We start from the raw sequence: 25,490 nt of genomic DNA, 5'->3' as shown, positions 1-25,490 counted from the left end.
GGGTCCCTTCGCGGGGCCCCGGTCCTGCGGAAGGAGGAAGTCTCATGCGAGGAACGGTGCGCCGGATCCTGGTGACCGGGTCCGTGGAGGGGCTGGGGCGGGCCACGGCGGAGGCGTTGCTGGCCGCCGGACACGACGTGGTGGTGCACGCCCGCAATCCGGAGCGGGCGAAGGTACTGGACGGACTGGCCGGCCGTGGGGCGCACGTCGTGGTGGGCGACTTCGCCGAGCGTGACGCCGTGCGGCGGGTCGCCGACGAGCTGAACGCCTCGCCGCCGCTCGACGCCGTCGTCCACAACGCCGGGGTGTGGAGCGGACCGGCGGTGATGCCGGTCAACATCGTCGCGCCCTATCTGCTGACCGCCCTGCTGCGCGGGCCGCGCCGGCTGGTGTACCTGAGCAGCGGCTCGCATCTCGGCGGGCGCCCGTCGGCACTGGACGGGGCCGACTGGCGCGGCGAGAGCGCGGGGTCGTACGCCGACAGCAAGCTGTTCGTGACGGCGCTGGCGGCCGCGGTGGCACGGTTGCGCCCCGGAGCGCCGAGCAACGCCGTGGATCCCGGCTGGGTGCCGACGAGGATGGGCGGGCCGAGTGCGCCGGACGACCTCGAGCTCGGCCACCGGACTCAGGAGTGGCTGGCGGCGAGCGACGACCCTCAGGCCCTGACCACCGGCGGGTACTGGTACCACGGCCGGCGGTCGCAGCCGCATCACGCCGTCCACGACGAGGCGTTCCAGGACCGCCTCGTGCAGGCCCTGGCCGAGGAGACGGGTACCGCGCTCTGAGAGAGCGAGGCCGGGTTGTCGGTGCCCGGGGACCACTCAGGTCGAACTGTCCTCCACGCTGGTGGAACGGCGCACCACGGCCCGGCCCGGGGCACGGCCAGGCGGCACCCCACATGGGCGGGGCCGGGCGGGGCACCCGTGTAGGCGTTCACCAGCGACGGGAGCCGTCCGAGCACGACGTGCACCGTGCGCTCGGTACCGCTTGCGAGCCGAACGGGGAGTCGAGTGATGAGCGCCGAAGAGGCGGACAGGCTGCTGGACGGGCTGACCGTGGACACCAGCCGACGGGAGCAGCCGATCGTGCTGGACGGTGACGGGCGCCCCGTCCGCACCTGGCGGGAGAACTATCCGTACGACCGGAAAGTGGGCCGCAAGGAGTACGAGCGGACCAAGCGCATCCTGCAGATAGAGCTGCTCAAACTGCAGCGCTGGGTCAAGGACACCGGCGCACGCCTGGTCGTCGTGTGCGAGGGACGGGACGCGGCGGGCAAGGGGGGCACGATCCAGCGGCTCACCGAGCGGCTCAACCCGCGCGGCGCACGCGTCGTGGCCCTGGACAAGCCCACCGAACGCGAGACGGGCCAGTGGTACTTCCAGCGCTACATCGCGCATCTGCCGACGGCCGGAGAGATCGTCCTGTTCGACCGCTCCTGGTACAACCGGGCCGGGGTGGAGCGCGTGATGGGCTACTGCTCCAAGGACGAGTACGAGTTGTTCCTCGACCAGTGCCCGGCCTTCGAGCGGATGCTGGTGGACGACGGGATCCTGCTGGTGAAGTTCTGGTTCTCGGTGTCGCGCTCCGAGCAGCGCACACGCTTCGCGATCCGGCAGGTCGATCCGGTGCGCCAGTGGAAGCTCTCCCCCACCGACCTGGCCTCGCTGGACCTCTGGGACGACTACACCGAGGCGAAGGTGGACATGTTCCGCGCCACGGACACCGCGCACGCCCCCTGGACCGTCGTCAAGAGCAACGACAAGCGGCGCGCCCGGCTGGAAACCATGCGCAGTCTGCTGTCGCGCGTCGACTACGCGAGCAAGGACCGCGAGGCGGTGGGCGCACCCGATCCCCTCATCGTGGGTGCCGCCGACACGCTGCTGGAGCCGGGTGAGGAGGACACCACGCTGTCGCCCACTCCGCTCTACCCGGGCGCCGAGGGGCCCGGCAAGCACCCCGAGACCGGCTGACGCATGCGGGCCCCTCCCTCCCGTTCCCGGAGGTGAGGGGCCCTTGGCCGCCTCCTGGCCTGGCCGCCTCTGGCCTGGCCGCCTCATGACCTGGCCGCCTCTGGCCTGGCCGCCTCATGACCTGGCCGCATGATCGGGCCGCCTCGCGACCTGGCCGTCCCGCGACCGGGCCGCCTCATGACCCGGCTGAGGCGCGCGTTTCCGTGCGGTGGTCGTAGTACGCCCAGACGGTGACGGCCACCGCGGCGGTGAGCCCGACCGTCAGGACGCGCACGGCGCCACTCGTCAGGTAGGCGACCAGCCCCGTGAGCCCCGCTCCGCCCAACATGATCACGCGGCTGACGAAGCGCTTACCGGGCGGCTGGGGGTCCTCCCGGTCCTTGAGGTCGTGCAGGGCGTCATGGGCCGGATGGGCGGAACCGCGCCGGGCGCGGGCGCGGTACTGCAGCCCGTAGCTGATCAGTGCGTACAGCGCGAGGGCGCCCAGGACCCAGAGCCAGACGTAGGGGTCGTCACCCGACCCACGTGCCAGGTACACGACACTTCTCCTTCGGAAGCGGGCCTCGACGGGTGAGCGGAACTCATCGTGCGCCGCCGGCCTCGGGGTCGGCGGGACGGAAGCACGCGGTCACCGTCTTGCCGTGTCGCTGGCACCTCATCGCCCACTCGTCGGCGAGCTCGCGCACGATCGCCACTCCGCGGCCGGAGACCTCGCCCGGCTCCGGGTCGCGCTGGCGCGGCAGTGTCGGGTCCTCGTCGTGGACGCTCACGTGCAGGCAGTCGCCGTCCCATGTGAGGACCAGGTGCGCGTCACTGTGCGCGTGGATGTGCGCGTTGGTGATCAGCTCGGACACCGCCAGCACCACCGAGTCCACCGTGTCCGGCTCCGCAGCGGCCCAGGGCAGGGTTGCGAGACGTTCACGCGTCCACTCCCTCCCCGCACGCACTCCTTCGGACATTCGGAACGAGTGCGCCCACCCCATCGCCTTTACCGCCACGGCCCCCGGTCCCCTCTCCTGCGTCCAAGCACCGGCTGGTGCGGGAACCTTGTACCCGGTCATCGCCCCGGCAGGCATCGGAACACGTCGTCCGCGTATCGGCTCGGCGAAGTGACGGAGGTTCGGGGTGGTTCTCCCAGGGTGCTCCTCGTCGCGCAGGGCGAGCAGGACCCGCCCCGATGCGGATGGTGGGCGGGTCCTGCTCGTGCGCACCATTGTCGGGACCGTGTGACGGGCGGACCACGGGTGAGATCACCTGAAGTGCGCACGGCACGCACACCCCGCGCGCACGGCGCACACCCCGCACACCCGCCACCGCCCCAGGGCGCCACTTGGTCGGATTCGCGCCACCCGGTGCCGCATCGCGCCGCCCGGTCGGCACACGCCGCTCCTCCCACGCCACATGGCGCAGCCCGGCGTGGGTAGGCGCTGCGCATGACCCACGGCGAGACGGACAAAAGAAGCGGGCGCGCGCACGAGGAGGCGCGTCAGCCGCGTGAAGGGCCGTGGGCACCTATGTCACCACCGGCGCCCGGAACCCCGTGCGACCCCGGGTAGCACCCGTCGGCCTGCGGCGACGATACTGGCAGGCGCACCCACCCCCGTTCACAGATGGACCCATGCAGACCTCCCTCACCGCCCGCCCCATGACCCCCGACACGGTGTGGCTGGCGCGCGGCCGCCACACCGCGGGCTCCGCGGAAGACGTTCTCCGGCGTTCGCTGCAGCAGCGCAAGGACAGCCAGGCCATCGACGACTTCCTTGAGTTGCCCGACGACGAAACCGCTCCGGCTGAGCGGGTCTTCGAGGCTCGCTGGCGGGTCGGTGACGACGTGACCGTGCGCGCCCGGCTGAGCGTGCGACCCGAAGGGGACGCCGGGCACGGACAGGAGTGGACGCTGGTCGCGGAGGCCGAGCAGCCGTGGGACGACGCATGGCCCTCCCCCGCCTGCCTGTTCTGGCCCGCGGAGCCGGACACCGCCTGGAACCAGGACGCCGCCACCCGTCTGGCCCTGGGCGAGATCAACGTCCTCCCCCAGGACGACAGGGAGATCCGTCGACTGCTGCGGAACGCCGTGCGCGGCGGATGGCACATCCACGTGGTCGTCCACGAGGCGATGACCACCGACGACCGGGGGCGCGCGCCGGTGGCGCGGTGGCTGCCGCCCGGCCTGCGCCACCGGGTGGTGGAGCACCACGCCGCCCCGCAGCAGTTGCGCGGCCTCAACTGGGCCCTGCGGGACACCGGCGTCGAGGTGCCGCGCGGTGGAGCGGTGGTCCTGCCGGGTGTACCGGCTCCGGAGCACTATCAGGCCCGGGACTTCTCGGTTCGCGCGGTCTTCCTCGACGGCTCCGAACCGGCCGACCTCGTCGACGCGGTGACGCGGTTCGCCGCACTGAGCAGGCCTCTGCCCGACGGCGCCGAGGACGCCCTCACCGCACTGCGGGAGGACTGGCACCTCCTGACCCTCCGGGAGGAGCTGGACCGCCAGCGCGGCCTGGTGGCCATGTACGCGGAGGCGCTGGAGGCCATGACGAAGTCCCGTGACCTGTACCGGGAGGCGGCCGAAAGCGCCCACGAGGCCCTGGCCGCCTACCAGGAGTCCGCTGCGCACGCTCCGGCCGGCCCCCGTCCGTCCACTCCGCCCGCCGCATCCCCGCTCCAGCAGCTCACACGGACGTTCGAACGCTTCAAGGTCAAGCGCCCGGCGCCCCCGGTCGAGGACGCGAAGAACCCCACCCCGAGCGACGAGAAGGACAACGAACAGAGCGACGAACAGAGCACCTCCCGCGCGTGACGTCGAAGCGGCAAGACCCTCCTCGCCTGCGCACGTGTCAGTCGCCGCCTCCTGGATACGCGGTCCGTACGGCATCACGGCCCGCCCCCGGGAAGGTCCTCCACGCCATGGGCAACCACCAGCACCACTCGCGGACCGCACTCCGCGTCAACGGCAAACCCCATACGCTCACCGTCGACCACCGGCGGGTCCTGCTGGACCTGCTGCGCGAGGATCTCGGGCTCACGGGCGCCAAGAAGGGCTGCGATCACGGCCAGTGCGGCGCCTGCACCGTCCTGGTGGACGGGCGGCGCGTCAACAGCTGCCTGCTGTTCGCGGTCGCCCTGGACGGCTGCGAGGTCACCACCGTCGAGGGCCTGTCCGGCGACGGCGAGGAACCGCATCCGCTCCAGCGGGCCTTCCTGGAGCGCGACGCCTTCCAGTGCGGCTACTGCACCCCGGGCCAGCTCTGCTCCGCGGCCGGTGCGCTCGCCGAGGCGGCGGCCGGTCACCCTTCGCACGTCACCGACCAGGCGGCCCCCTCGGGCGAGCCGGTGCCGCTGGACCGGAAGGAGATCCGGGAGCGGCTGAGCGGCAACCTGTGCCGGTGCGGTGCGTATCCGCGGATCGTCGACGCCGTCGAGGACGTGATCCCGTGAAGGAGTTCGCCTACGTCCGCGCCGGCAGCGTCGAGGAGGCGACCTCCGCGTACGCCTCGCACGCCGGCGCCCGCTACCTCGGGGGCGGCACCAACCTGGTCGACCTGATGAAGCTCGGCGTCGAGACGCCCGCCGCTCTCATCGACGTCACCCGGCTGCCCCTGGACCGGGTCGAGGAACTGCCCGACGGAGCCCTGCGCGTCGGGGCGACGGTCCGCAACAGCGACCTCGCCGCCCACCCTCTGGTCCGCGACCGCTACCCGGCGTTGTCGCAGGCGCTGCTCGCGGGGGCCTCCGGGCAGCTGCGCAACGCGGCGACGACCGGCGGGAACCTGCTCCAGCGCACCCGGTGCCCGTACTTCCAGGACCTGTCGAAACCGTGCAACAAGCGGGAGCCGGGCAGCGGCTGCGGCGCACGGGACGGTGTCCACCGTGACCACGCGGTGCTCGGCCACTCCGCGCACTGCATCGCCACCCATCCGTCGGACATGGCGGTGGCGCTCGCCGCTCTCGACGGGCGGGTCGAGCTGGAGGGGCCCGAAGGGGCCCGCAGTGTTCCGGCGTCCGACTTCCACCGGCTGCCCGGGGACCGGCCCGAGCAGGACACCGAGATCCGCCCCGGCGAGCTGATCACCGGCGTGCTGCTGCCGGCCGCCACGGCCGGGCTGCCATCTGCCTACCGCAAGGCCCGGGACCGGGCCTCCTACGCCTTCGCACTCGCCTCCGTCGCGGTCGTGCTGCGTCTTGACGACGGCGTCATCGGCCGTGCGGGGCTCGCCTTCGGGGCGCTGGCGCACCGGCCCTGGCGGGCCCGGCGGGCGGAGGACGCGCTGCTGGGCGCGGCCCCGACCCGCGCTGCGTTCGAGCACGCCGTCGAAGCGGAGCTGTCCGCCGCGCAGCCACTGCGGGACAACGCCTACAAGGTGCCGCTCGCCCGCAATCTCGCCGTGGACGTCCTGTCGCGGCTCACGGACACCGCGCTCACCGGGAGGGCCTCATGACCGGCGGTGCGGGCGCCCCCGCGGCGCGCATGGAAGGACGTGAGAAGGTCGGCGGCACCGCCCGCTACGCCGCCGAGTACCACTCCCCCGGCGGCGCCCAGGCCTGGCCGGTACCTGCGGTGGTGGCCCGGGGCAGGGTGACCGGCGTCGACACGACAGCGGCGCTGGCCGTGCCCGGTGTCCTCGCCGTCCTCAGCCACGAGAACGCGCCGCGCCTCGCGGAGCCGGACGATGCCACGCTCGCCGTGCTGCAGAACGCCCGGGTTCCGCACCGCGGTTGGTTCGTGGCCCTGGTGGTGGCCGAGACCCTGGAGGCGGCCCGGGCGGGTGCCGCCGCCGTCCGCGTGACCTACGAAGCCGAGGAGCACGACGTCGCCCTCACCGTCTCGCACCCGGGTGTGTACGTGCCGGAGGAGGCCAACGGCGGTCATCCGGCGGTGCGTGAGCAGGGCGATCCCGACGGGGCGTTCGGTTCGTCGGCCGTCCGGGTGGACGTCGCCTATCGGGTGCCGCCGCTGCACAACCATCCGATGGAGCCGCACGCCAGCACCGCCCGGTGGGAGGACGGCCGGCTGACCGTGCACACCTCGAGCCAGGGAACCGGTGCCGTGCGGGCCACGCTCGCCGCGCTGTTCGGCCTGCCGCAGGAGCGGATCGTCGTCACCGCCGAGCACGTCGGAGGTGGCTTCGGGTCCAAGGGAACGCCCCGGCCCGACGTGGTGCTCGCCGCCATGGCGGCCCGGCACACCGGGCGGCCGGTGACGGTGGCGCTGCCGCGGCGCTGCCTGCCCGCCGTGGTCGGGCACCGCGCCCCGACCCTGCACCGGCTGCGGCTCGGGGCCGACGCGGACGGCCGTCTCGAGTCCCTCGTGCACGAGGTCACCACGCACACCTCGCGCATCAAGGAGTTCGTGGAGCAGGCGGCGGTGCCCGCGCGGGTGATGTATGCCGCGCCGCACAGTCGTACCGTGCACCGGGTCGCGGCGCTGGACGTGCCGTCGCCGTCCTGGATGCGGGCTCCGGGAGAGGCCCCCGGCATGTACGCGCTGGAGTCCGCCATGGACGAGCTCGCCGCCGGACTCGGCATGGATCCGATCGAGCTGCGCGTGCGCAACGAGCCGGACGTCGAACCCGACACCGGCAAGCCGTTCAGCAGCAGGAACCTGGTGTGGTGCCTGCGCGAGGGCGCCCGGCGCTTCGGCTGGGCCGGGCGCGATCCCCGCCCTGGCGTCCGCCGGGAAGGGCCCCTGCTGCTGGGGACGGGCGTGGCGGCGGCGACCTACCCCGTCCTGGTGGCCCCGTCGACGGCGACGGCCCGCGCACGGCCGGACGGGACGTTCCTGGTGCGGATCAATGCCACCGACATCGGGACGGGCGCCCGGACCGTGCTCGCGCAGGTCGGCGCGGACGCCCTCGGGGTGCCGCTGGAACGGGTCCGGATCGAGGTGGGCAGCACCGAACTCCCCCCGGCGTCGCTGGCCGGCGGCTCGTCCGGCACCGCCTCCTGGGGCTGGGCGGTGCACGACGCGTGCGCCCGGCTGGCCCGGCGGCTCGCCGAGCACCCGGGGCCGCTGCCCGAGCAGGGGCTCGACGTCCGTGCCGACACCAAGGGCGCGGCGGACGCCGAGAGCGACTTCGCCCGGCACGCCTTCGGGGCGCACTTCGCCGAGGTCTCCGTGGACACCGTCACCGGCGAGGTGCGGGTCCGCCGGCTGCTCGGGATGTACGCGGCGGGCCGCATCCTCAACGCCCGTACGGCACGCTCCCAGTTCGTCGGCGGCATGACCATGGGCCTCGGCATGGCGCTGACCGAGGGCAGCACCATGGACGCCGCGTTCGGCGACTTCACCGAGTCGGACCTGGCGTCGTACCACGTGCCGGTGCACGCCGACATCGCCGAGATCGACGCGCACTGGCTCGACGAGCAGGACTCCCGGCTCAATCCCATGGGCAGCAAGGGGATCGGGGAGATCGGCATCGTCGGAACGGCCGCGGCGATCGGCAACGCGGTGCACCACGCCACGGGCGTCCGCCTGCGGGAACTCCCGCTCTCACCGGACCGGATGCTGACCGGGCTGCTCGATCGCCGGGCGCAAGGGGCGGTCTGACACGGCACCACACGGACAGATGACGGACAGGTGACCCCTCTGACACCGCACACCACGGACAGGTGACGGGTCGCCGCACCCGAGGGAACGAACCTCACTCCGCCATGCCGGGCGTCTCGGACGCCGGGGCGGCGGCCCACTGCCGGGCGGCGATGGGCGCCAGCACCCGGAACACCAGCGCGACCAGGGCCAGCAGCGCCGCGCACACGGCGACCGCGGCGGCCAGCCACGGCGGGGCGAGCGCCAGATCGACGGCCCGGGGCAGGGACGCCGAGGGGAAGGAGTTGCCGTACGCCTGGGCCCCGGCCAGCACGGTGGGCACCAGCACCGCCCCGGCCAGCACCAGTGCCACGGGCCGCAGGGCCAGCAGCACCGCCAGGACCGTGCACAGCACCGACAGACCGAGGGCGAACGCGTGCAGCTGCAGGGACCCGTCGCCCCGTTGCAGCGGGAAGTGGACCACCGCGCACGCGACGAGGGCCAGGGCGGCGAGCCAGCCCGACCAGGACACGGACCGGGCGAGCCGGTCCGCCGCGGTCTCGTGGTCCGGTGGTGCGCCGCCGAGAGTGCGGTGGCTTGCGAGGGGCCCGCCCAGGAGTGCCGTGCGGCGCTTGCCCTGACGGCCGGGCGCCTCGAGCGCGGGCGTCTCGCTCTGGGGGCGCGACGCCCGCTCCGGGCGAGGGCCTTCGCGGTCCAGCCGTTCCAGGCCCAGGCGGTCGATCAGCTCGACCAGCTCCCCGACGGACCGGCCGGTGGCGGCCGCGCGCAGGGCCTCCTCGCGGACGTGGGGCTCCTGGGGCTCCTTGTGCAACAGGGTCACCAGCCGGGTCACCTCCTCCACCGGACGGTGGGCGGCCGCGGCGCGGATCGCCTCGTCCGCGCACTCGGCGTCGCGCGGGGGCTTCGTCAGCAGGGCGATCATCCGGGACACGTCCTCGACGGACCGGCCCACACCGGCGGTGCGGAGCGCGTCCACCCTCGCCTGCGTGTGGTCGGGCGACTCCTCCAGCGAGACGATGAGGTCGACGACCTCCTCCAGCGGCCGGTCGGCCACGGCTGCGTGCACCAGGTCGCTGACGGCGTCGCCGTACGGTGCGCCGGAGGCCGGACCGCTGCCGGGCCGGAGCTCCACCGGGTTGTCGTCGAGCGATCGGATGACGAACGGCCGCGCACCGGGCTGGTCGGCGTCGCCCGGGCCGGGCCCGGCCGGCTGATCGGCCTCGTCCTCGCCGCGTGCGGCGGGCTCGGCGCCCTCGCGCGGGTCTGCGGCAGCGGACCGGACGGGCCCCGGCGCGGAATGTGTGGTGTCCGGCGCGGGAGGCACCGGCCCCGCCTCGGCGGGATCCAGCCAGTCCTCGACGGGAGGTGCCGGTTGCGCGGCGGCCGGATCCGGGGCGTGGGCGGCGGACACGTCCGTCTCGTCCGGGTCGTGGGCACCGGGCCGGGCAGTGGCCGGTTCCGTCCGGTCCGGTGCGACGGCCGGCGGCTGTTCCGGTGCCCCGGCCGCCGGGTGGGAGCCGAGGGCGACGGGCTCGGCGGCCACCCGGTCGGCCGGGTGGGAACCGGCCACGGGCTGGGAGCTCCCCGCTCGGTACGTCTCGTTCGGGCCGGCTGCGGGCTGCGCGCTCGTCTGCGCCACCTGGTGCGTGCCGGTGGCGACGGTCGTCTCGGCGCACGGCTGGGCAGACCCGTTCGGCTCAGCGCTCATGGCAGATTCGTTCGAGCGGGGTGTTGAAGAGCAGGTGGTCATACTCGCCTCCGTGGGAAGAGTGCGGCCGCTCCTGCGCCCCCCGTCGTGTGACGAGCGACGTTACGCTGCCCATTACTAGGCGCCCCCGTCACCCCGTGCCACTCGAGTGAGCCACCGGGATGACCATGCACACGGGAAAATCCGCCGACTCGCCGACATGTCGGGCCCCGGCCGCAATACAGCCGCCGGAAAAGGGAATCCAGCTAAGGACACCCCGTGTCGTGGCATGCCAGGAGGAGGGTGCCCCGTGGAGACGACCACACTAGTGATCATTCTGGCCGCGGCCCTCGCGGTCGTCGTCCTCGCCTTCGCCGTCGCCGTCCTCGTACGGCTGGTCCGCACCCGGCGCGAGCTGCGGCGCGCGGGGCTGCCCACGGGCCCGCGCTGGGTCTTCTGGGGCGCGGTGCTCTATCTCGTGCTGCCCACCGACCTGGTGCCCGACCCGGTGTACCTGGACGACATCGGCGTCCTGCTGCTCGCTCTGCGCACCGTCCGCGGCTCCCTCGGCGCACGGGAGCGCAGTTCGGCACACCGGCCGGACCGACAACTGGCCAATGACTACGGAAAGTAAGGAAACCAACCACTCGTTCGATTCGTATAAGTCTCTGGAAGCCGAATCAGGTCGGCGGACCGGGCGGACTCGCCCCTGGGCCACCGCCTGTTCGGCGCAGTACCGACGAGGGAGAGACGATGCAACCGTTCGCGCTCAACTACGCGCGCCCGGCAGTGGAGTTGGAAGCTGCCATTCCGTACGTGTACGACGCCGGACTGCAGTTGAACGTGCTCCGCGACGGCCGGGTCGCGGCCTGTGACTTCGCCCTGTTGAGAGAGTTCGGCACCACGACGTCCACCGCCGGCTCCAAGACGCACTTCGACGACTGACCGCGGGCCGCCGACGATGACCGTACTGATCCTCACCTGTGAGGAGGACGTCACCGCGGACATGGTGGTCGTGCACCTGAACGCTACGGGGGTTCCGGTGGTCCGGGTCGATCCCGCGGACCTGACCGGTGGTGTCTCGCTCTCGGGGGAGTACGTGCACGGCCGGTTCCGCGGCCATCTGTCCGCCGGGGGGCGGCTGGTGAGCATCGGGGGACTGCGGTCCGTGTGGGTGCGCCGGCCCGGCGTCCCGGCCGCGCGGGCGGCCCAGCCGTCCTCCTGGCTGACCGAGGAGGCCGCGCAGGCGCTCTACGGCATGCTGCGGGGCTCGGACGCGCGCTGGATGAACCACCCCGACGCGGCGCGCCGGGCCCGCCACAAGCCGTGGCAGCTACGGCTCGCCCAGAGATGTGGCCTGCCCGTGCCCGCGACGCTGATCACGACGTTTCCGCGCGCTGCCCGCGAGTTCGCCGGGCGCTACCCGGAACTGGTGGTCAAGCCGGTGTCGGGCGCGCATCCACAGGATCCGCCACGGGCCGTGCCGACCAGCAGGGTCGCGCCCGACACGGACTTCTCCGCCGTGGCGTTCGGGCCGACACTGCTGCAGCGGCGGATCACCAAGCGGGCCGACATCCGGCTCACCGTCGTGGGTGAGCGGATGCTGGCCGCCCGCAAGGCGACCGCCGAGGACGCGGACCCGGACGACGTCGACGTGCGGTTCGCCGCGCCGGGCTCGCCATGGCAGCCCACCGAAGTGCCGCCCCGCATCGCGCCGGGCGTGCTGGCCTATCTCCGTGAGGCCGAACTGGCCTACGGGGCCTTCGACTTCGTGGAGGACTCCGACGGGACCTGGTGGTTTCTGGAGTGCAACCAGTCGGGGCAGTTCGGGTTCGTCGAGGTGGAGACGGGTCAGGCGATCGCTCGCACCATCGCCGAGTGGCTGGCCAGGCCCGTGCCGGCCCAGACGCCCCACGTCAACGGCTCGGACACGACAGTCCGTTGAGCACCGGGCCCGGCAGCAGGCCGGGCCCGGGCAGCAGCCCGGTTCACTGCGGGCGCGGGCCGGGAAGCATGCCCGCGCGCTGCCAGCCCGCGCCCGGGGAGTGGGGGCGGTCGTAGCCGAGGGACTGTGAGGGCCGCATGACCAGCTCCAGTTCCCTGCTCACACGTTCGGCCTCGCGGCGCACCTGTGCGGGTACGTCACCGCGCTCCGCGATGAGTCGGTCGTAGATGGGGGAATCCTGGAACACCCGTCAACGCGCCTTTCTTCTCGTCGGCCCCGTGCGGGGGCGAGACTGCGAGTGTAGGCGGCACGGTGTCCCGGAGTGTGAATTCCTTGGGATGACTTGACGCAGACCGGACATCCGTGACAGGTGAAGGCGCGTTGTTCACGCTCCCGTCGTGGAACCCGGGCGGACGACCATCAGGACGGTGACCGTCGCCCACAGCAGGTTGAAGAGGCCGGTGAACATGGCGAGTTGCACGGTGGCGTGATGATCGGCCGCCTGCTCGCCCCTCAGTTGCTCCAGGATCTCCTCCTGCCGGGGCAGGACGAAGGCGGCCAGGACGCCCGCGGCCGCGGTGGTCAGGGCGATGGAGGTGACCAGCCATCCGCTGCCGAGGACGCCCATGGCGGCAGCGGTGGCGACCCCGAGGACCGGAACGGTCAGACCGACGCCGGCGTAGACCCGGCAGATGCGGTGCAGGAGCGCCACCGTAGCGACGCCGGCCGGCGCCGCGCGGCGCGCGGCGGGTGGGAACATGCTGGCCGCGACGGTCACGGGGCCGATGGCGACGATGGCCGCCAGGACATGGAGGGACAGCAGGATCTTGGTCACCGGGGCTCTTTCCGTGAAGGCGAGGGACGGCGCCCACGCTAGGGCGCCCCGGCGTGATCACCGAGGGGCTGGAACGACAGCTTCCAACGGATTCCCGCCAACCCGTCCCACCTGCGTTGCGCCTGCCGATGCCACCGCGATCCCACGTCACCGGGCCGGCGGGAACACGCCTAGGGTGGCGGTCATGCACTCCGTGGCGATCCTCGTTCTCGATCACGTGGTGCCGTTCGACATGGCGGCACCGCAGCAGACGTTCGAGTGGACCTGTCTGCCGGACGGGCGGCCCGCCTACCGGGTCCGGTTGTGCGCCGAGACGCCCGAGGTGCGCGCGGACGGCGGCTTCACCCTTCGGATCGAACGGGGACTGGAAGCACTGGCCGAGGCCGACACCATCATCGTGCCCGGCTGCTCCCCCGACGCCGCGCCGCCTTCCGCCCGGGTGCTGGCGGCCCTGCGCGAGGCGGCCGGGGCCGGCATTCGGATCGCGTCGGTGTGCGTCGGCGCCTTCGTGCTGGCGGAGGCGGGGTTGCTGGACGGGCTGCGCGCCACCACGCACTGGGTGGCCGCCGGCGAACTGGCCCGGCGCTTCCCGCGGGTCGAGGTGGAACCGGACGTGCTGTACGTCGACAACGGGCAGATCCTCACCTCGGCCGGGGCCGCCGCCGCGCTGGATCTGTGCCTGCACATGATCCGACGGGACCTGGGGTCGGCCGTCGCCGCGAACAGTGCCCGGATGTCGGTCATGCCGCTGGAACGCGAGGGTGGCCAGGCGCAGTTCATCGTGCACGAGCATCCGCCCGTGCCCCGGGGCTCCGCACTGGAACCGGTGCTGGACTGGATCGAGGACCATCTGGCCGACGAGGTGACGCTGGGCGCACTGGCGGCGCGCGCGGGAATGAGCGAGCGGACCTTCAGCCGCCGCTTCCGCGAGCAGACCGGCACCACGCCGCTGCAGTGGCTGCTGCGGGCGCGGGTCCGGCGCGCCCAGTACCTGCTGGAGAACACCGATCACTCCGTCGAACGGATCGCGCGTCAGACGGGGTTCGGGTCGCCGACCGCGTTCCGGGAGCGGTTCCGCAAGGTGGCGGGCACCACTCCGTACGCGTACCGCACGGCGTTCCACGGGCGGACGAACGCCTCGACGGCCCCTTTCCGAGCCGCCGAGGCGTGATGCCCGTCCGCGCCGGGCCGTTCGTCGGCCGTCAGCCGACCAGCCTCAGGCCGTTCTCCCCGTCCGCGCCCGCGGCGTCCTGGCGCCCCTCGGTGAGCAGCAGGACATCCGCCTTGGCAATGGCGTCACTGATGTCGGACGTTCCCATCATCACGCACAGCGTGTAGCTGACGTCCTCCAGTTCGCGTGCCGCCGTCGGCACGTGCCTCTCCGCCTGAGCGATCCTCAGCGACGCGTACCGCGTCAGCAACTCCCTGACGATCTTCCGGTCCGGTACAAGCACGTAGCGCCCCTCTCTGTGTTTTCGCTGCGTATGCCCGGACCACGCGTAAACATTCACACGATTTTCTCACCTGGGGTGGATTTGACGAGAACTGATCGGTTGCGACCGGTCTTGGACGAGCCGGCGGCTCAGGCGGCGTCCAGCTCCGCCAGTTCCTCGGCCGTCAGGGTGAGGTCGGCGGCGGCGAGCGAGTCGCGGATGGTCTCGGGCCGGCTCGCGCCCGGAATCGGCACGACCACCGGCGACTTGGCGAGCATCCAGGCCAGGCACACGCGCTGCGGACTCACCCCGTGGGCTTCGGCGATGCGGGCGAAGGGGGCGTGGCCCGAACCGAGTGCACCGGCCTTCGAGATCCCGCCGAGGGGGCTCCAGGGCAGGAACGCGATGCCGAGCTCGTCGCACAGGCGCAGTTCCGGCTCGCTGGAGCGGAAGGCCGGGGAGAACTGGTTCTGCACGGAGACCAGACGCCCGCCGAGGATCTCGTCGGCCTGCCGGATCTGCTCGGGGTTCGCGTTGGAGATGCCGGCCATGCGGATCTTGCCCTCGTCCAGCAGGTCCCGGATCGCGCCGACGGACTCGGCGTAGGGGACGCGCGGGTCGGGGCGGTGGAACTGGTAGAGGCCGATGGCCTCGACGCCGAGCCGGCGCAGCGACTCCTCGCAGGCCGCCTTGAGGTGACGGGGGCTGCCGTCGAGCGTCCAGCTGCCGTCGCCCGGGCGCAGGTGGCCGCCCTTCGTGGCGAGAAGGACATCGCCGCCGCGGTCGTGGGAGGCGAGGGCCTTGGCGATCAGGGTCTCGTTGTGACCGACCTCGTCGGCGTCGCGGTGGTAGGCGTCCGCGGTGTCGATCAGGGTCACGCCGGCGTCGAGGGCGGCGTGGATCGTGGCGAGGGAGCGTTCCTCGTCCGGCCGTCCCTCGATGGACATGGGCATCGCGCCCAGGCCGATCGCGCTGACCTCGACGTCACCGATGCGGCGGGTGTACATGGGTCGTGACCTCTTCCGGCTGTCGGGCGATGGTGCACACCAGCCTGGACGCCGTACGGCCGGCGGTCCAATAGAAGAAGGAGAACGCATTCAGCACTCGGGCCGCTGAATCCCGCCCGGCCGTCGAAGGCCTCCTTGTCACACCTGGATGAAACCCCGCTCCCGCGGACTCAACTCCCCCACACGAAACCGCGATCCGTACAGCACTCCCCCGCCTCGCTGCCATATTCGAGAGCCACTTCGGAGGTGGTTGTGAGCACAGAGGTGACAGCATCCGGTCCGGGGGAGACGGCGACGCACACACCCGGGGACACCGCGGAGCGCGTCGCCGGCCTGGAGCACCGGCGGGAGCGGGCGGTTGCCCCGGGCGGTCCGCGCAGACGCGGGGAGTTCTCGGCCCGGGAGCGGATCGAGCGGCTCGTGGACAAGGACTCCTTCACCGAGACCGGCCTGTTCGTCCGGGCCCGGCCCGCCGGGCACGACGCCCGCCGTCCCTACGGTGACGGCGTGGTCACCGGGTACGGCACGGTCGACGGCCGCCAGGTGTGCGTCTTCGCCCAGGACTCCACCGTGTTCGGCGGCAGCATGGGCGAGGCCTTCGGTGAGAAGACCGTCGCCCTGATGGAGCTGGCCCTGAAGACCGGCTGCCCGGTGATCGGCCTGAACGACTCCGGCGGAGCCCGGATCCAGGAGGGCGTCGCCGCCCTCGCCCTCTATGCCGAACTGGTCCGGCGCAACGTCAAGGCGTCCGGGGTGATCCCGCAGATCTCGGTCGTCCTCGGCCCCTGCGCGGGCGGCGCCGCCTACTCCCCGGCGATCACCGACTTCACGGTGATGGTGGACGGCGCCTCGCACATGTTCGTCACCGGCCCCGACGTCATCGAGACGGTCACGGGCGAGCGCACCACCGCCGAGGAGCTGGGCGGTGCCCGCACCAGCAACACCCTCAACGGCAACGCCCACTTCCTGGCCGACGACGAGGAGGACGCCCTCGACACGGTGCGCGACCTGCTGTCGTACCTGCCGGCCAACAACCTGGAGCGGCCCCCGGAGTACGCCCCCGGGCATGCCCCGCCCGGGGCCGCGCTCGACGAGGTCGTCCCGGACCGGCTCGGCGAGGCCTACGACATGCGGGACGTCCTGCACGCGGTCGTCGACGACGGTGAACTGCTGCCGGTGCAGGAGCTGTTCGCGCCGAACATCATCTGCGCCCTGGCCCGCGTGGAGGGCCGCTCGGTGGGCGTCGTCGCCAACCAGCCGCTGCACGCCGCTGGGGTGCTCGACATCGACGCGTCCGAGAAGGCCGCACGGTTCGTGCGGTTCTGCGACGCGTTCGGGATCCCGCTGCTGACCTTCACCGACGTGCCCGGATATCTCTCCGGGGTGCGACAGGAACAGGCCGGGATCATCCGGCGCGGCGCGAAACTGCTCTACGCCTACGCCGAGGCCACCGTCCCCAAGGTCACGGTCGTGGTGCGCAAGGCCTACGGCGGCGGCTACGCCGTGATGGGCTCCAAGCACCTCGGCGCCGACGTCAACCTCGCCTGGCCCACCGCCCGGATCGCCGTCATGGGTGCCGAGGGAGCCGTCGGCGTCCTGCACCGGCGCGAACTCGCCGCGTCCGACGACCCGGAGGCGCTGCGCGCAAGCCTTCTCACCGCGTACGAACGCACCCACGGCACGCCGTACCTCGCCGCCGAGCGCGGCTATGTCGACGCCGTCATCGCTCCGCGCGAGACCCGCGAGCAGGTCTGCCGCGCCCTGCGCGCGCTGCGCGGCAAACGTGCCCCGATGCCGGAACGCAGGCACGGCAACATCCCCCTCTAGCCCTCCCCCTCTCCCCCCTTTGCGACCCGTAGGCCGATCCGCGCCGTGAGGAGCCCCGCCCGATGGACAGCCGCCGCCCCCCGCTCGCGCCCGCGTGCCCCACACTGCCGGAGTACGTGCGGCACTGGGCCGAGACCCTCCCCGACCGCCGGGCCTTCACCTTCGTCGAACACCCGGCACCGCACTCGCGCGGCATCCACCGCACCCTGACCTGGCACCGCCTGGACGTGCGGGTGCGGGCGCTCGCCGCACGTCTCACGGACGAGACGGACCCCGGGGACCGGGTGGCACTGCTGTGTCCGCAGGGCACGGAGTACGTGACCGCCTTCCTCGCGACCCTGACCGCCGGCCTGGTCGCGGTACCGCTGTACACGCCGGGCCTGCCCGGGCACGCGGACCGGCTCGCGGGCGTCCTGGCCGACGCGCGTGCCTCGGTGGTGGTGACCACGAGCCGGGTCCGGGAGGAGGTGCGGGACTTCCTCGGGGCCGGTGGCCCGCGGATCGTCGTGGCGGACGAGGTGCCCGACGCCGAGGGCCTGGACCGGCAACCGGTCACCCTGGACCCGTCGGCACCCGCCTACCTCCAGTACACGTCCGGTTCGACCCGCGCCCCGGCCGGCGTGGAGATCACCCACGGCAACGTCGTCGCCAACGCCCGCCAGGCGCTGGCCGCCTACGGCCTCGACAGCCGCCCGATGAGCAGTGTGGGCTGGCTGCCGCTCTACCACGACATGGGGCTGGTGCTCAGCGTCGCGGCCCCGGTGGCGCGCGGGGCACTGTCGGTGCTGATGGACCCGGCAGCGTTCCTGCACGAACCGGTGCGCTGGCTGCGGCTGCTCGCCGCGCACCCGAACGCGGTGAGTGCCGCGCCCAACTTCGCCTACGACTACTGCGTCGCGACCGTCACCGCCGACCAGAAGGAAGGTCTGCGGCTGGACAAGGTGACGGCGCTGATCAACGGCAGCGAGCCGGTCCGCCCGGGCACGGCCGACCGGTTCCATGCGGCGTTCGCCGACCAGGGGCTGGCACCGGGCACGCACTGCCCGTCGTACGGGCTGGCCGAGGCCACGGTGTTCGTGTGCGCCGCCCGGCCGGGTGAGCCGCTCACCCGGTTCACACTCGACCGCGACGCCCTGGCGGCCGGAAAGGCCCTGCCCGCCCGGCCCGACGACCCCCGGGCGGTCCTGCTGACGGGCTGTGGCACTCCGGCGGGTCAGCACGTCCGGATCGCCGACCCGCTGACGCGGGAGGCGCTGTCGGAGGGTGAGGTGGGGGAGATCTGGGTGCAGGGCCCGAACGTGGGCCGCGGCTACTGGGGACGGGACTCGCAGGAGGTCTTCGGCGCGGAGTTCGCGGACGTCACGGCCGCTCCGGGACACTGGCTGCGCACGGGGGATCTGGGGACGGTGCTGGAGGGGCAGCTGGTCGTCACGGGACGGCTGAAGGACCTGATCATCGTCGACGGGCGCAACCACTATCCGCAGGACGTCGAGGCGACGGTGCAGGAGGCGCACGAGGCGGTGCGCCGGGACCGGCTCGCCGCCTTCGCCGTACCGGGGGGCGCCGGTGGCGAGTGTGCGGTCGTCGTGGCGGAGCACGCCCGGACCGCGCGCCTGGCGGAACTGGACGTACCGGCCGTGGTGCGCGCCGTGCGCGGTGGCGTCTCCGCACGGCACGGACTGCGGCTGGCCGATGTCGTTCTGGTGCCGCCGGGCACGGTGCCGCGCACCTCCAGCGGCAAGGTGTCGCGGGCGCTGACCCGGGCCCGGTATCTGGAGGGTGCCTACGGCGGGCAGGCCCGGGCGGCGGGTGCCGCGGAATGAGGACCGTCGACGCGGCCGCGCTGCGCCGGCTGATCGCCGAGCGGGTGGCCGCCTGGAACGGGACGTCCCCGGACGACGTCCCGATGGACCAACCGCTCGCGGATCTCGGCATGGCCTCGCGGGACGCCGTCGCCCTGGCGGGCGAGCTGTCCCGCGCCACCGGCCGGGAGCTGCCGACGACGCTGCTGTGGGAGGCGCCCACCGGGGAGTCCCTGGTGGCGCGGCTGTGCGGGACGGGCGCCCCGGGAACCGAGGCGGCACCGGGCGGCAGGGCCGAGTCGGTCCCGGTCGTGGCCGCGCCGGTGCAACGTCCCGCGGCGCCGGGCGGCACGGCCGAGCCGGTCGCGGTCGTCGGGGTCGGATGTCGCCTGCCCGGCGGTGTGCACGGCCCGGACGACTACTGGCGGCTGCTCAGCGAGGGTGTCGACGCGATCCGGCGCGTCCCGGAGGACCGCTGGCGCGACTTCACCGCGTTCCCGCCCGCCGACGCCCATCCGTTCGGCGGCTATCTGGACGACATCGCGGGGTTCGACGCGGACTTCTTCCGCATCACCCCGCGTGAGGCCGCGGTGATGGACCCCCAGCAACGGATCCTGCTGGAGGTCGTCCACGAGGCGCTCGACCACGCCGCCGTGCCGGCCCGGTCCCTGGCAGGCACGGCCACCGGCGTGTTCGTCGGCATCTCCGCACCGGAGTACGGGCAGTTGACGGGCGCCGACCCGGCCGCCGTCGACCCCTGGGCGCCGGCCGGGGGCGCGCTCGGCGTCGCCGCGGGACGACTCGCCTACGTGCTGGACACCCAGGGACCGAGCCTGGCCGTCGACACGGCCTGCTCCTCCTCGCTGGTCGCCGTCCACCACGCCTGCGTCAGCCTGCGCACCGGCGAGAGCGACACGGCGATCGCGGCCGGGGTCAATCTGTTGCTGTCGCCCGCGGTCACGGTCGCCTTCCGCAGAGCGGGCGCCCTCGCCCCGGACGGGCGCTGCAAGCCGTTCTCCGCGGCGGCCGACGGCATCGGGCGCGGCGAGGGCTGCGCGGCCGTGATCCTGAAACGGCTGTCCGACGCCGAGCGGGACGGCGACCGGGTGCTGGCCGTCATCCGGGCCAGCGCCGTCAACTCCGACGGCCGCTCGAACGGCCTGATGGCGCCCAACCCCGCCGCCCAGCAGGCGTTGCTGGAGCGGGCGTACACGCAGGCCGGGCTCGCCGTGGAGCACGTCGACTACGTGGAGGCACACGGCACCGGCACCCCGCTGGGCGATCCGATCGAGGCGGGGGCGCTCGGCGCGGTCCTCGGGACGGGGCGCGACCCCGACCAGCCGCTGCTGCTGGGTTCCGCCAAGGGCAACCTCGGCCACCTGGAGTCCGCGGCCGGCCTCGCGGGCCTGGTGAAGACCGTGCTGGCCCTGCACCACGACGCCATCCCGCCGTCCCTGCACTGCGAGCGGGGCAGTTCCCTCAAAGACCCCCGGCTGCGGGTCGTGACCGAGCCGGAGCCCTGGCCGCGCTACGGCGGCACGGCGGTAGCAGGGGTCTCCGGGTTCGGCTTCGGCGGCACCAACGCCCATGTGGTGCTGGAGGAGGGACCGCCCGGCCTGGTGCCGGTGCGACCGGCCGAGGAACCGGCCGCCCGCCTGCACCTCCTCTCCGACCTGGACACCGAGCGCCTCGGTGACACGGCGGGCAGGCTCGCCCGCCGGTTGCGAGAGCATCCCGCGCACCCCGCCGACGTGGCCCGGACCCTGGCGGGGCGCACGGGCCGGGGGCCCGTGCGTGCCGCCGTGGCCGCCCGCGACCGGATCGAACTGGCCGATGCCCTGGATGCGTTGGCGTCCGGGAGGCCGGACAGTCGGGTCACGACCGGGGACCGCGACCGCGTGGGGCGCGGCCCCGTGTGGGTCTTCTCCGGGTACGGCAGTCAGTGGCCCGGCATGGGGCGCCGGCTGCTGGCCGAGGAGCCCGCGTTCGCCGCCGCCGTGGAGAAGCTCGACCCGCAGCTCGCCCCCGAGTGCGGCCTGTCCCTGTACGACCACCTGTCCTCGGGTGACGGGCTCGACCGTCTGGAGGTCGCCCAACCAGTGCTGTTCGGGCTTCAGCTGGCACTCGCCGAGCTCTGGCGTTCCCATGGCGTCGAGCCCGCCGGTGTCATCGGCCACTCCATGGGCGAGGTGGCGGCGGCCGTGTGCGCGGGCGCGCTGGACGTGCCGGACGGGGCGCGTGTCATCGCCGTGCGGGCCCGGCTGCTCAGCCGTCTGCAGGGCGGCGCGATGGCCGTGGTGGACCTGGACGACACCGAACTGGACGCCCTGGCACGGGACTTCCCGGACGTGCACGTAGCCGTGCACTCCTCCCCGCGGCAGAAGGTCGTCACGGGTGAGGAGGCGGCGGTGGCCGCGCTCGTGCGCCGGCTGGAGGGGCAGGGCCGGGCGGCGAGGGCCATGCGGGTCGTCGGCGCCGGGCACTCGCCCCAGGTGGACGGGCTGTTGCCGGAGCTGCTGGAGGCGCTGTCGGGCATCCGGGGGCGGCGCCCGCACGTCCCGGTCCACTCCACGGTCCTCGACGACCCACGCGGGGACTGCCTCTTCGACGCCGCGCACTGGGCGGCCAACCTGCGCAGGCCCGTGCGGCTGGACCGGGCGCTCGCGTCGGCCGCGGCCGACGGCCACACGGCCTTCGTCGAGATCTCCCCCCACCCCGTGCTGACGGGAGCCGTCGCCGACACCGTGCCCGGCGCCCTCACCCTGGCCACGCTGCGCCGGGACGCCGACGGGTCGGAGGCGTTCGCCGGGCAACTGGGCGCCCTGTACGCGGCGGGACAGCGCCTGCCGGTGCCGCCGGGGCGGGTCGTCGACCTGCCGCTGCCCCGGTGGCGGCATGTACGGCACTGGTGGACGGACGGCCGGGCCGCTCGCGTGGAGCCGCTGCCGGAGGAACCGCCGGCCTCGGTGATCGAGCCCTCCTCGGTCCTGGCCCGCCTGACCCACCACATCGCCACCGTCACCGGCCACTCCCCCGCCCGTATCACGCCGGGCACCGCGTGGGCCGACCTCGGCCTGGACTCGCTGATGGCGGTCCGGGTGCGCACGGCGGTGCAGCGCGAGTTCGGCATCGAACTCCCTCTGCGCGACCTCTTCGCCGCCGTCACCGTCGAGGACGCCGCCACCCGGATCGAGCGCGCCCTCCCCCGGGACGACACCCCGGTGCGGCCTCTGCGCGCCACCGGCTCGAGGCCCCCGCTGTTCCTCGTCCACGCCGCCGGCGGCCCGGTCGGCGTCTACGGCACGCTCACCGAACTCCTGGGCGCCGACCAGCCGGTGTACGGGCTGGAGCGGATCGAGGAAGCCGGGAGCGTGACCGAGAAGGCGCGGCGCTACGCCGAGGCGATCGACGCCGTCCACCCCGACGGCCCGTTGCTGCTGGGCGGTTGGTCGTTCGGCGGCTTCGTCGCCCAGGAGGCGGCACGGCAACTGACCGCCGCGGGGCGGGAGGTGCGGCTGGTCGTGCTCATCGACTCGGTACGGCCCCTCCCCCGCCCGGGGTCGACCCGGTCCGACCGGATCCGCGCGCACTTCGAGGGCTTCGCCCGCCACGTCGCCGACGCCTACGGCGTGCGGCTGGAGTTGCCGTACGACGAACTCGTGGCGATGGACGACGACGCGGCCCGGATCGACGCCGTGCTGCGGACCCTGCGGGAGGCCGCCGACGTACCGCCCGCGGCACTGGAGCACCAGCGGGCCTCCTATCTGGACATGGGCATCGGCGAGTCGCACACCCCCGCCGCCCATGACGGGCCGGTGGTCCTCTACCGGGCCACCGAACGCGCGCCGCACACCGTGCGCGACCCCGCGTACGAGCGGGACGACCCGGCGCTGGGCTGGGACGAGGTGTGCCCGCGTCTGCAGGTGGTGCCGGTGGCCGGTCACCATCTGTCGCTGCTCGATCCGCCGCACGTCGGCGAGATCGCCGCCCATCTGAGCCGGACACTCGCCGAGCCGGCCCCCTGACATGGAACCCGAGGAGCCGTCATGTCCCACCTGCCGCAGCAGCCCGCCGCCGGAGTGTCCCGGCGCACCGTAGCGAGAGCGACTGCCGCCGCCGGTCTCGCCGTCCTGTTGGGGGCCGCGACCGGCACGGCCCGGGCGGCCACCCGGCTCGGGCCGCGCACGCTGGACGTGTCCGTGCCCTCCGCGGCGCTCGGCCGCAGCGCGCCGGTCCGGCTGATCCTGCCGTCGGACTTCGGTACGCGCCCGGAGAAGAAGTACCCGGTGCTGTACCTGCTGCACGGCGCGCACGACGACTACACCTCGTGGACCCGTGAGACGGACATCGAGGCGTTCACCGCCGGACGCGACCTGATCGTGGCGATGCCGGACGCGGGCCCCACCGGCATCCCGAGCGTCTGGCGCGGTGGCCCCGACTACGAGACGTTCCAGGTGAAGGAGGTGCCGGCGCTGCTCGCCCGGGACTACCGGGCCTCCGGCACCCGGGCGGTCGCCGGGGTGTCCACCGGCGGCTACGGGGCCATGGCCCACGCGGCCCGCCACCCGGGGGCGTTCGCCGCGGCGGCCTCCTACAGCGGCATCCTCGACACCACGGCTCCCGGTGTTCCCGCCATCATGGACGCGATCGTGGCCCGCGAGAACCTGCCGGCCGCGTCCCTCTGGGGAAATCCGGTGGTCAACCTCCTGACCTGGCGGGACTTCAACCCGCGCGCCCGCGCCACCGGGCTGCGCGGCACGGCCCTGTACGTGTCGCAGGGCAGCGGAGTCGGCAACGGCGGTGATCCGCTGCCCGGGATCCTGGAGAGCGCCCTGTGGCCCTCGGCCCAGGGCTTCGCCCGCACCCTGGCCCTCATGGGGGTCCCGGTCACCACGCACTTCTACGGGGGCGGCGGGCACGACTGGGCGCACTGGAAGCCGGAGTTCACAGCCTCGTGGCCGATCCTCGCCCGTGCGCTGGGTGTGCCAGAGTGACGGGGGTGCCGTCGGGGCACGGAACGGAACGGAGGGGTCGTCCGTCCCACACAGGACTCCCCACTCGTCCCACGGGCGACGGCCCGCGGGTGAGCCGCTTCCGGTCGAAAGGAGTGCCCGTGATGGCTGTGCCCACCCCGCACGAGGTGCCGGACCGTCCCACCGCGCCGCAGTTCCCCCCTGAGCTGGCGAAGGTGCTGCGAGCCGATCTGGCGGCCGTCGCCGACGAGGTGGAGGAGGAGGTCCGCCGCCAGGTCCCCGAGTACGCGCGGTCCACCGACGGCGCGTACCGCCAGAACCTGCGGTCCGGGGTGGTGCAGGCGCTGACCCTGTTCGTCGACCACATCGCCGACCCGCGCGACGACGGGGGCGCGATCGCGGCGACGTACTACGAACTCGGGCGGGGTGAGGCCCTGGAAGGCCGCAGCCTGGACGCGCTGCAGTCGGCACTGCGGGTCGGCGGGATGCGCGCCTGGCGGCGGATGGGCCGGACGGCGGAGGAACTCGGGCTGGATTCCACGGTGATGGCCGTGCTCGGGGAGCTGGCGTTCCGGACCGTGCACGAGGTCGCCCAGGCGGCCGCTTCCGGGTACGCCGAGGCCCAGCTGCGCAGCTCCGACGAGCTGGAGCGACGTCGCAAGCGCCTGCTGGACCTGCTCCTGGAGGACGGGCCGGTCGCGCCGGAGGCGGTGCAGGACCTGGCGCACGGCGCGCGCTGGCCCGTGCCACGGACGGTCGCCGTCGTGGCGCTCGCGGCGGCGCCGGACCGGCGGGAGGAGGACCGGCCGCTGGCGGCGGCGGGCGCGCTGGTGGACATGGGGTGCCGTCCGCCGCGCATGCTGGTGCCCGACCCGGACGGTTCCGGTGGCATCGGCGGCCGGGCGTTCACCCTCGCGCTGCGCGGCCGGCCCGCCGCGATCGGCCCGACGGTCGCGGTCACCGAGGCCGCGCAGTCGCTGCGCCTGGCCACCCGGGCGCTCGGGCTGATGGGTCGTGGGGTGCTGCCCCGCCAGGGCGTGGTGCGCTGCGAGGAGCATCTGTCGACGCTGCTGCTGTACGGCGACGAGCCGCTGCTGGAGCGGCTGCGGGCCCGGGCCCTGGCACCCCTCGACACGGTCTCGGCGGGGCAGCGCGACCGGCTCGCCGAGACACTGCTGGCCTGGCTGCTCAGCGGCAGCAACGTGCCGGACGTCGCCGTGCGGCTGCACATCCACCCGCAGACGGTCCGCTACCGCCTGCGCCAGCTGGAGAAGCTGTTCGGCGACGTTCTGCACGACCCGGAGACCCGCCTCGACCTCATTCTCGCGTTGCGCGCAAAATCCCTGCACGCACCGCAGAGCTGACCTCCGCATTCAAGAGCTTGCTCAATCGGCGACAAAAACCGGCGGGGTTTCCGTAATCCCGTCCATAACAGCGGGCGGGAGAAAGCCCATACGTTCGGGGCGT

General features: G+C 73.6%; 22 protein-coding genes. 15 read left to right on the top strand and 7 right to left on the bottom strand.

All coding sequences use genetic code 11. The features are described 5' to 3' along the window. Positions 1–56: 56 nt before the first annotated feature. Both AB0B29_RS33650 and ppk2 read left to right on the top strand, forming a co-directional pair. Positions 57–785, top strand: coding sequence for an SDR family NAD(P)-dependent oxidoreductase (locus AB0B29_RS33650; RefSeq protein WP_362245927.1), 729 nt, complete (start codon positions 57–59; stop codon positions 783–785). Between the two features lie 228 nt (positions 786–1,013). Further along, a complete protein-coding gene (gene ppk2, locus AB0B29_RS33645) occupies positions 1,014–1,970 on the top strand; it encodes a polyphosphate kinase 2 (RefSeq protein ID WP_362245819.1) in 957 nt (318 codons plus the stop codon). A gap of 175 nt (positions 1,971–2,145) precedes the next feature. On the opposite strand, the gene AB0B29_RS33640 is transcribed toward ppk2, so the two are convergent. Then, positions 2,146–2,508: a hypothetical protein gene (locus AB0B29_RS33640; protein WP_362245817.1), complete on the bottom strand. Its 363-nt coding sequence runs from the start codon at positions 2,506–2,508 to the stop codon at positions 2,146–2,148. A 43-nt stretch (positions 2,509–2,551) separates the two neighbouring features. Continuing rightward, a complete protein-coding gene (locus tag AB0B29_RS33635) occupies positions 2,552–2,968 on the bottom strand; it encodes an ATP-binding protein (protein WP_362245816.1) in 417 nt (138 codons plus the stop codon). Between the two features lie 620 nt (positions 2,969–3,588). On the opposite strand from AB0B29_RS33635, the gene AB0B29_RS33630 reads away from it, so the two are divergent. The 4 genes from AB0B29_RS33630 (at position 3,589) to AB0B29_RS33615 (ending at position 8,514) form a co-directional block, all read left to right on the top strand. Further along, on the top strand, positions 3,589–4,767 hold the full coding sequence (locus AB0B29_RS33630) for a hypothetical protein (protein ID WP_362245814.1): 1,179 nt from the start codon (positions 3,589–3,591) through the stop codon (positions 4,765–4,767). Between the two features lie 107 nt (positions 4,768–4,874). Continuing rightward, complete coding sequence (locus AB0B29_RS33625) at positions 4,875–5,405, top strand: (2Fe-2S)-binding protein (protein ID WP_362245812.1); 531 nt, start codon at positions 4,875–4,877, stop codon at positions 5,403–5,405. Next, positions 5,402–6,406 (top strand): FAD binding domain-containing protein, encoded by a 1,005-nt coding sequence (locus AB0B29_RS33620; protein WP_362245810.1) that lies wholly within the window; start codon positions 5,402–5,404, stop codon positions 6,404–6,406. The genes AB0B29_RS33625 and AB0B29_RS33620 overlap by 4 nt, the downstream gene beginning before the upstream one ends. Next, positions 6,403–8,514 carry a xanthine dehydrogenase family protein molybdopterin-binding subunit gene (locus AB0B29_RS33615; RefSeq protein ID WP_362245808.1) on the top strand — a complete coding sequence of 704 codons (2,112 nt, stop codon included), beginning with the start codon at positions 6,403–6,405 and terminating at the stop codon, positions 8,512–8,514. Before AB0B29_RS33620 ends, AB0B29_RS33615 begins: the two co-directional genes overlap by 4 nt. A gap of 94 nt (positions 8,515–8,608) precedes the next feature. Here the strand turns inward: AB0B29_RS33615 and AB0B29_RS33610 are convergent, their stop codons facing one another. Beyond that, positions 8,609–10,222 (bottom strand): hypothetical protein, encoded by a 1,614-nt coding sequence (locus AB0B29_RS33610; protein WP_362245806.1) that lies wholly within the window; start codon positions 10,220–10,222, stop codon positions 8,609–8,611. A 268-nt stretch (positions 10,223–10,490) separates the two neighbouring features. On the opposite strand from AB0B29_RS33610, the gene AB0B29_RS33605 reads away from it, so the two are divergent. The 3 genes from AB0B29_RS33605 to tgmB all read left to right on the top strand — a co-directional run bounded on the left by AB0B29_RS33605 (position 10,491) and on the right by tgmB (position 12,146). Further along, a complete protein-coding gene (locus AB0B29_RS33605; protein WP_436845936.1) occupies positions 10,491–10,835 on the top strand; it encodes a YkvA family protein in 345 nt (114 codons plus the stop codon). 119 nt (positions 10,836–10,954) lie between these two features. Next, complete coding sequence (gene tgmA / locus AB0B29_RS33600) at positions 10,955–11,146, top strand: putative ATP-grasp-modified RiPP (RefSeq protein WP_053673313.1); 192 nt, start codon at positions 10,955–10,957, stop codon at positions 11,144–11,146. 16 nt (positions 11,147–11,162) lie between these two features. Beyond that, entirely contained in the window at positions 11,163–12,146 is a 984-nt protein-coding gene (gene tgmB, locus AB0B29_RS33595) for an ATP-grasp ribosomal peptide maturase (RefSeq protein ID WP_362245802.1), read from the top strand. A gap of 43 nt (positions 12,147–12,189) precedes the next feature. Here the strand turns inward: tgmB and AB0B29_RS33590 are convergent, their stop codons facing one another. Next, the gene (locus AB0B29_RS33590; protein WP_031111422.1) at positions 12,190–12,393 is read right to left on the bottom strand and encodes a hypothetical protein; all 204 of its coding nucleotides are present in this window, start codon (positions 12,391–12,393) and stop codon (positions 12,190–12,192) included. Positions 12,394–12,531: 138 nt separating this feature from the next. Beyond that, positions 12,532–12,981, bottom strand: a complete 450-nt coding sequence (locus AB0B29_RS33585; protein WP_362245800.1) for a DUF2269 family protein — start codon at positions 12,979–12,981, stop codon at positions 12,532–12,534. A gap of 184 nt (positions 12,982–13,165) precedes the next feature. On the opposite strand from AB0B29_RS33585, the gene AB0B29_RS33580 reads away from it, so the two are divergent. After that, positions 13,166–14,152, top strand: coding sequence for a GlxA family transcriptional regulator (locus tag AB0B29_RS33580; protein ID WP_362245798.1), 987 nt, complete (start codon positions 13,166–13,168; stop codon positions 14,150–14,152). Between the two features lie 31 nt (positions 14,153–14,183). Here AB0B29_RS33580 and AB0B29_RS33575 read toward each other — a convergent pair whose 3' ends face one another. Further along, positions 14,184–14,435: a DUF5133 domain-containing protein gene (locus AB0B29_RS33575; RefSeq protein WP_362245796.1), complete on the bottom strand. Its 252-nt coding sequence runs from the start codon at positions 14,433–14,435 to the stop codon at positions 14,184–14,186. Between the two features lie 128 nt (positions 14,436–14,563). Further along, on the bottom strand, positions 14,564–15,421 hold the full coding sequence (locus AB0B29_RS33570; protein WP_362245794.1) for an aldo/keto reductase: 858 nt from the start codon (positions 15,419–15,421) through the stop codon (positions 14,564–14,566). Positions 15,422–15,685: 264 nt separating this feature from the next. Here AB0B29_RS33570 and AB0B29_RS33565 point away from each other — a divergent pair, with 264 nt between their 5' ends. From AB0B29_RS33565 to AB0B29_RS33545, 5 genes are all read left to right on the top strand, one after another. Then, positions 15,686–17,248: an acyl-CoA carboxylase subunit beta gene (locus AB0B29_RS33565; RefSeq protein WP_362245792.1), complete on the top strand. Its 1,563-nt coding sequence runs from the start codon at positions 15,686–15,688 to the stop codon at positions 17,246–17,248. A gap of 62 nt (positions 17,249–17,310) precedes the next feature. Beyond that, positions 17,311–19,071: a fatty acyl-AMP ligase gene (locus AB0B29_RS33560; protein WP_362245790.1), complete on the top strand. Its 1,761-nt coding sequence runs from the start codon at positions 17,311–17,313 to the stop codon at positions 19,069–19,071. Continuing rightward, entirely contained in the window at positions 19,068–23,075 is a 4,008-nt protein-coding gene (locus AB0B29_RS33555; protein ID WP_362245789.1) for a type I polyketide synthase, read from the top strand. The genes AB0B29_RS33560 and AB0B29_RS33555 overlap by 4 nt, the downstream gene beginning before the upstream one ends. A gap of 21 nt (positions 23,076–23,096) precedes the next feature. Then, positions 23,097–24,044, top strand: coding sequence for an alpha/beta hydrolase (locus AB0B29_RS33550; protein ID WP_362245788.1), 948 nt, complete (start codon positions 23,097–23,099; stop codon positions 24,042–24,044). A gap of 122 nt (positions 24,045–24,166) precedes the next feature. Next, the gene (locus AB0B29_RS33545) at positions 24,167–25,387 is read left to right on the top strand and encodes a PucR family transcriptional regulator (RefSeq protein WP_362245787.1); all 1,221 of its coding nucleotides are present in this window, start codon (positions 24,167–24,169) and stop codon (positions 25,385–25,387) included. Positions 25,388–25,490 lie beyond the last annotated feature (103 nt).

Source organism: Streptomyces tibetensis, from assembly GCF_040647715.1.
Taxonomy (GTDB): Bacteria; Actinomycetota; Actinomycetes; order Streptomycetales; family Streptomycetaceae; genus Streptomyces; species Streptomyces tibetensis_A.
The sequence above is the reverse complement of the archived record's forward strand: the minus strand, read 5'-3'. Positions and strand labels throughout refer to the sequence as shown.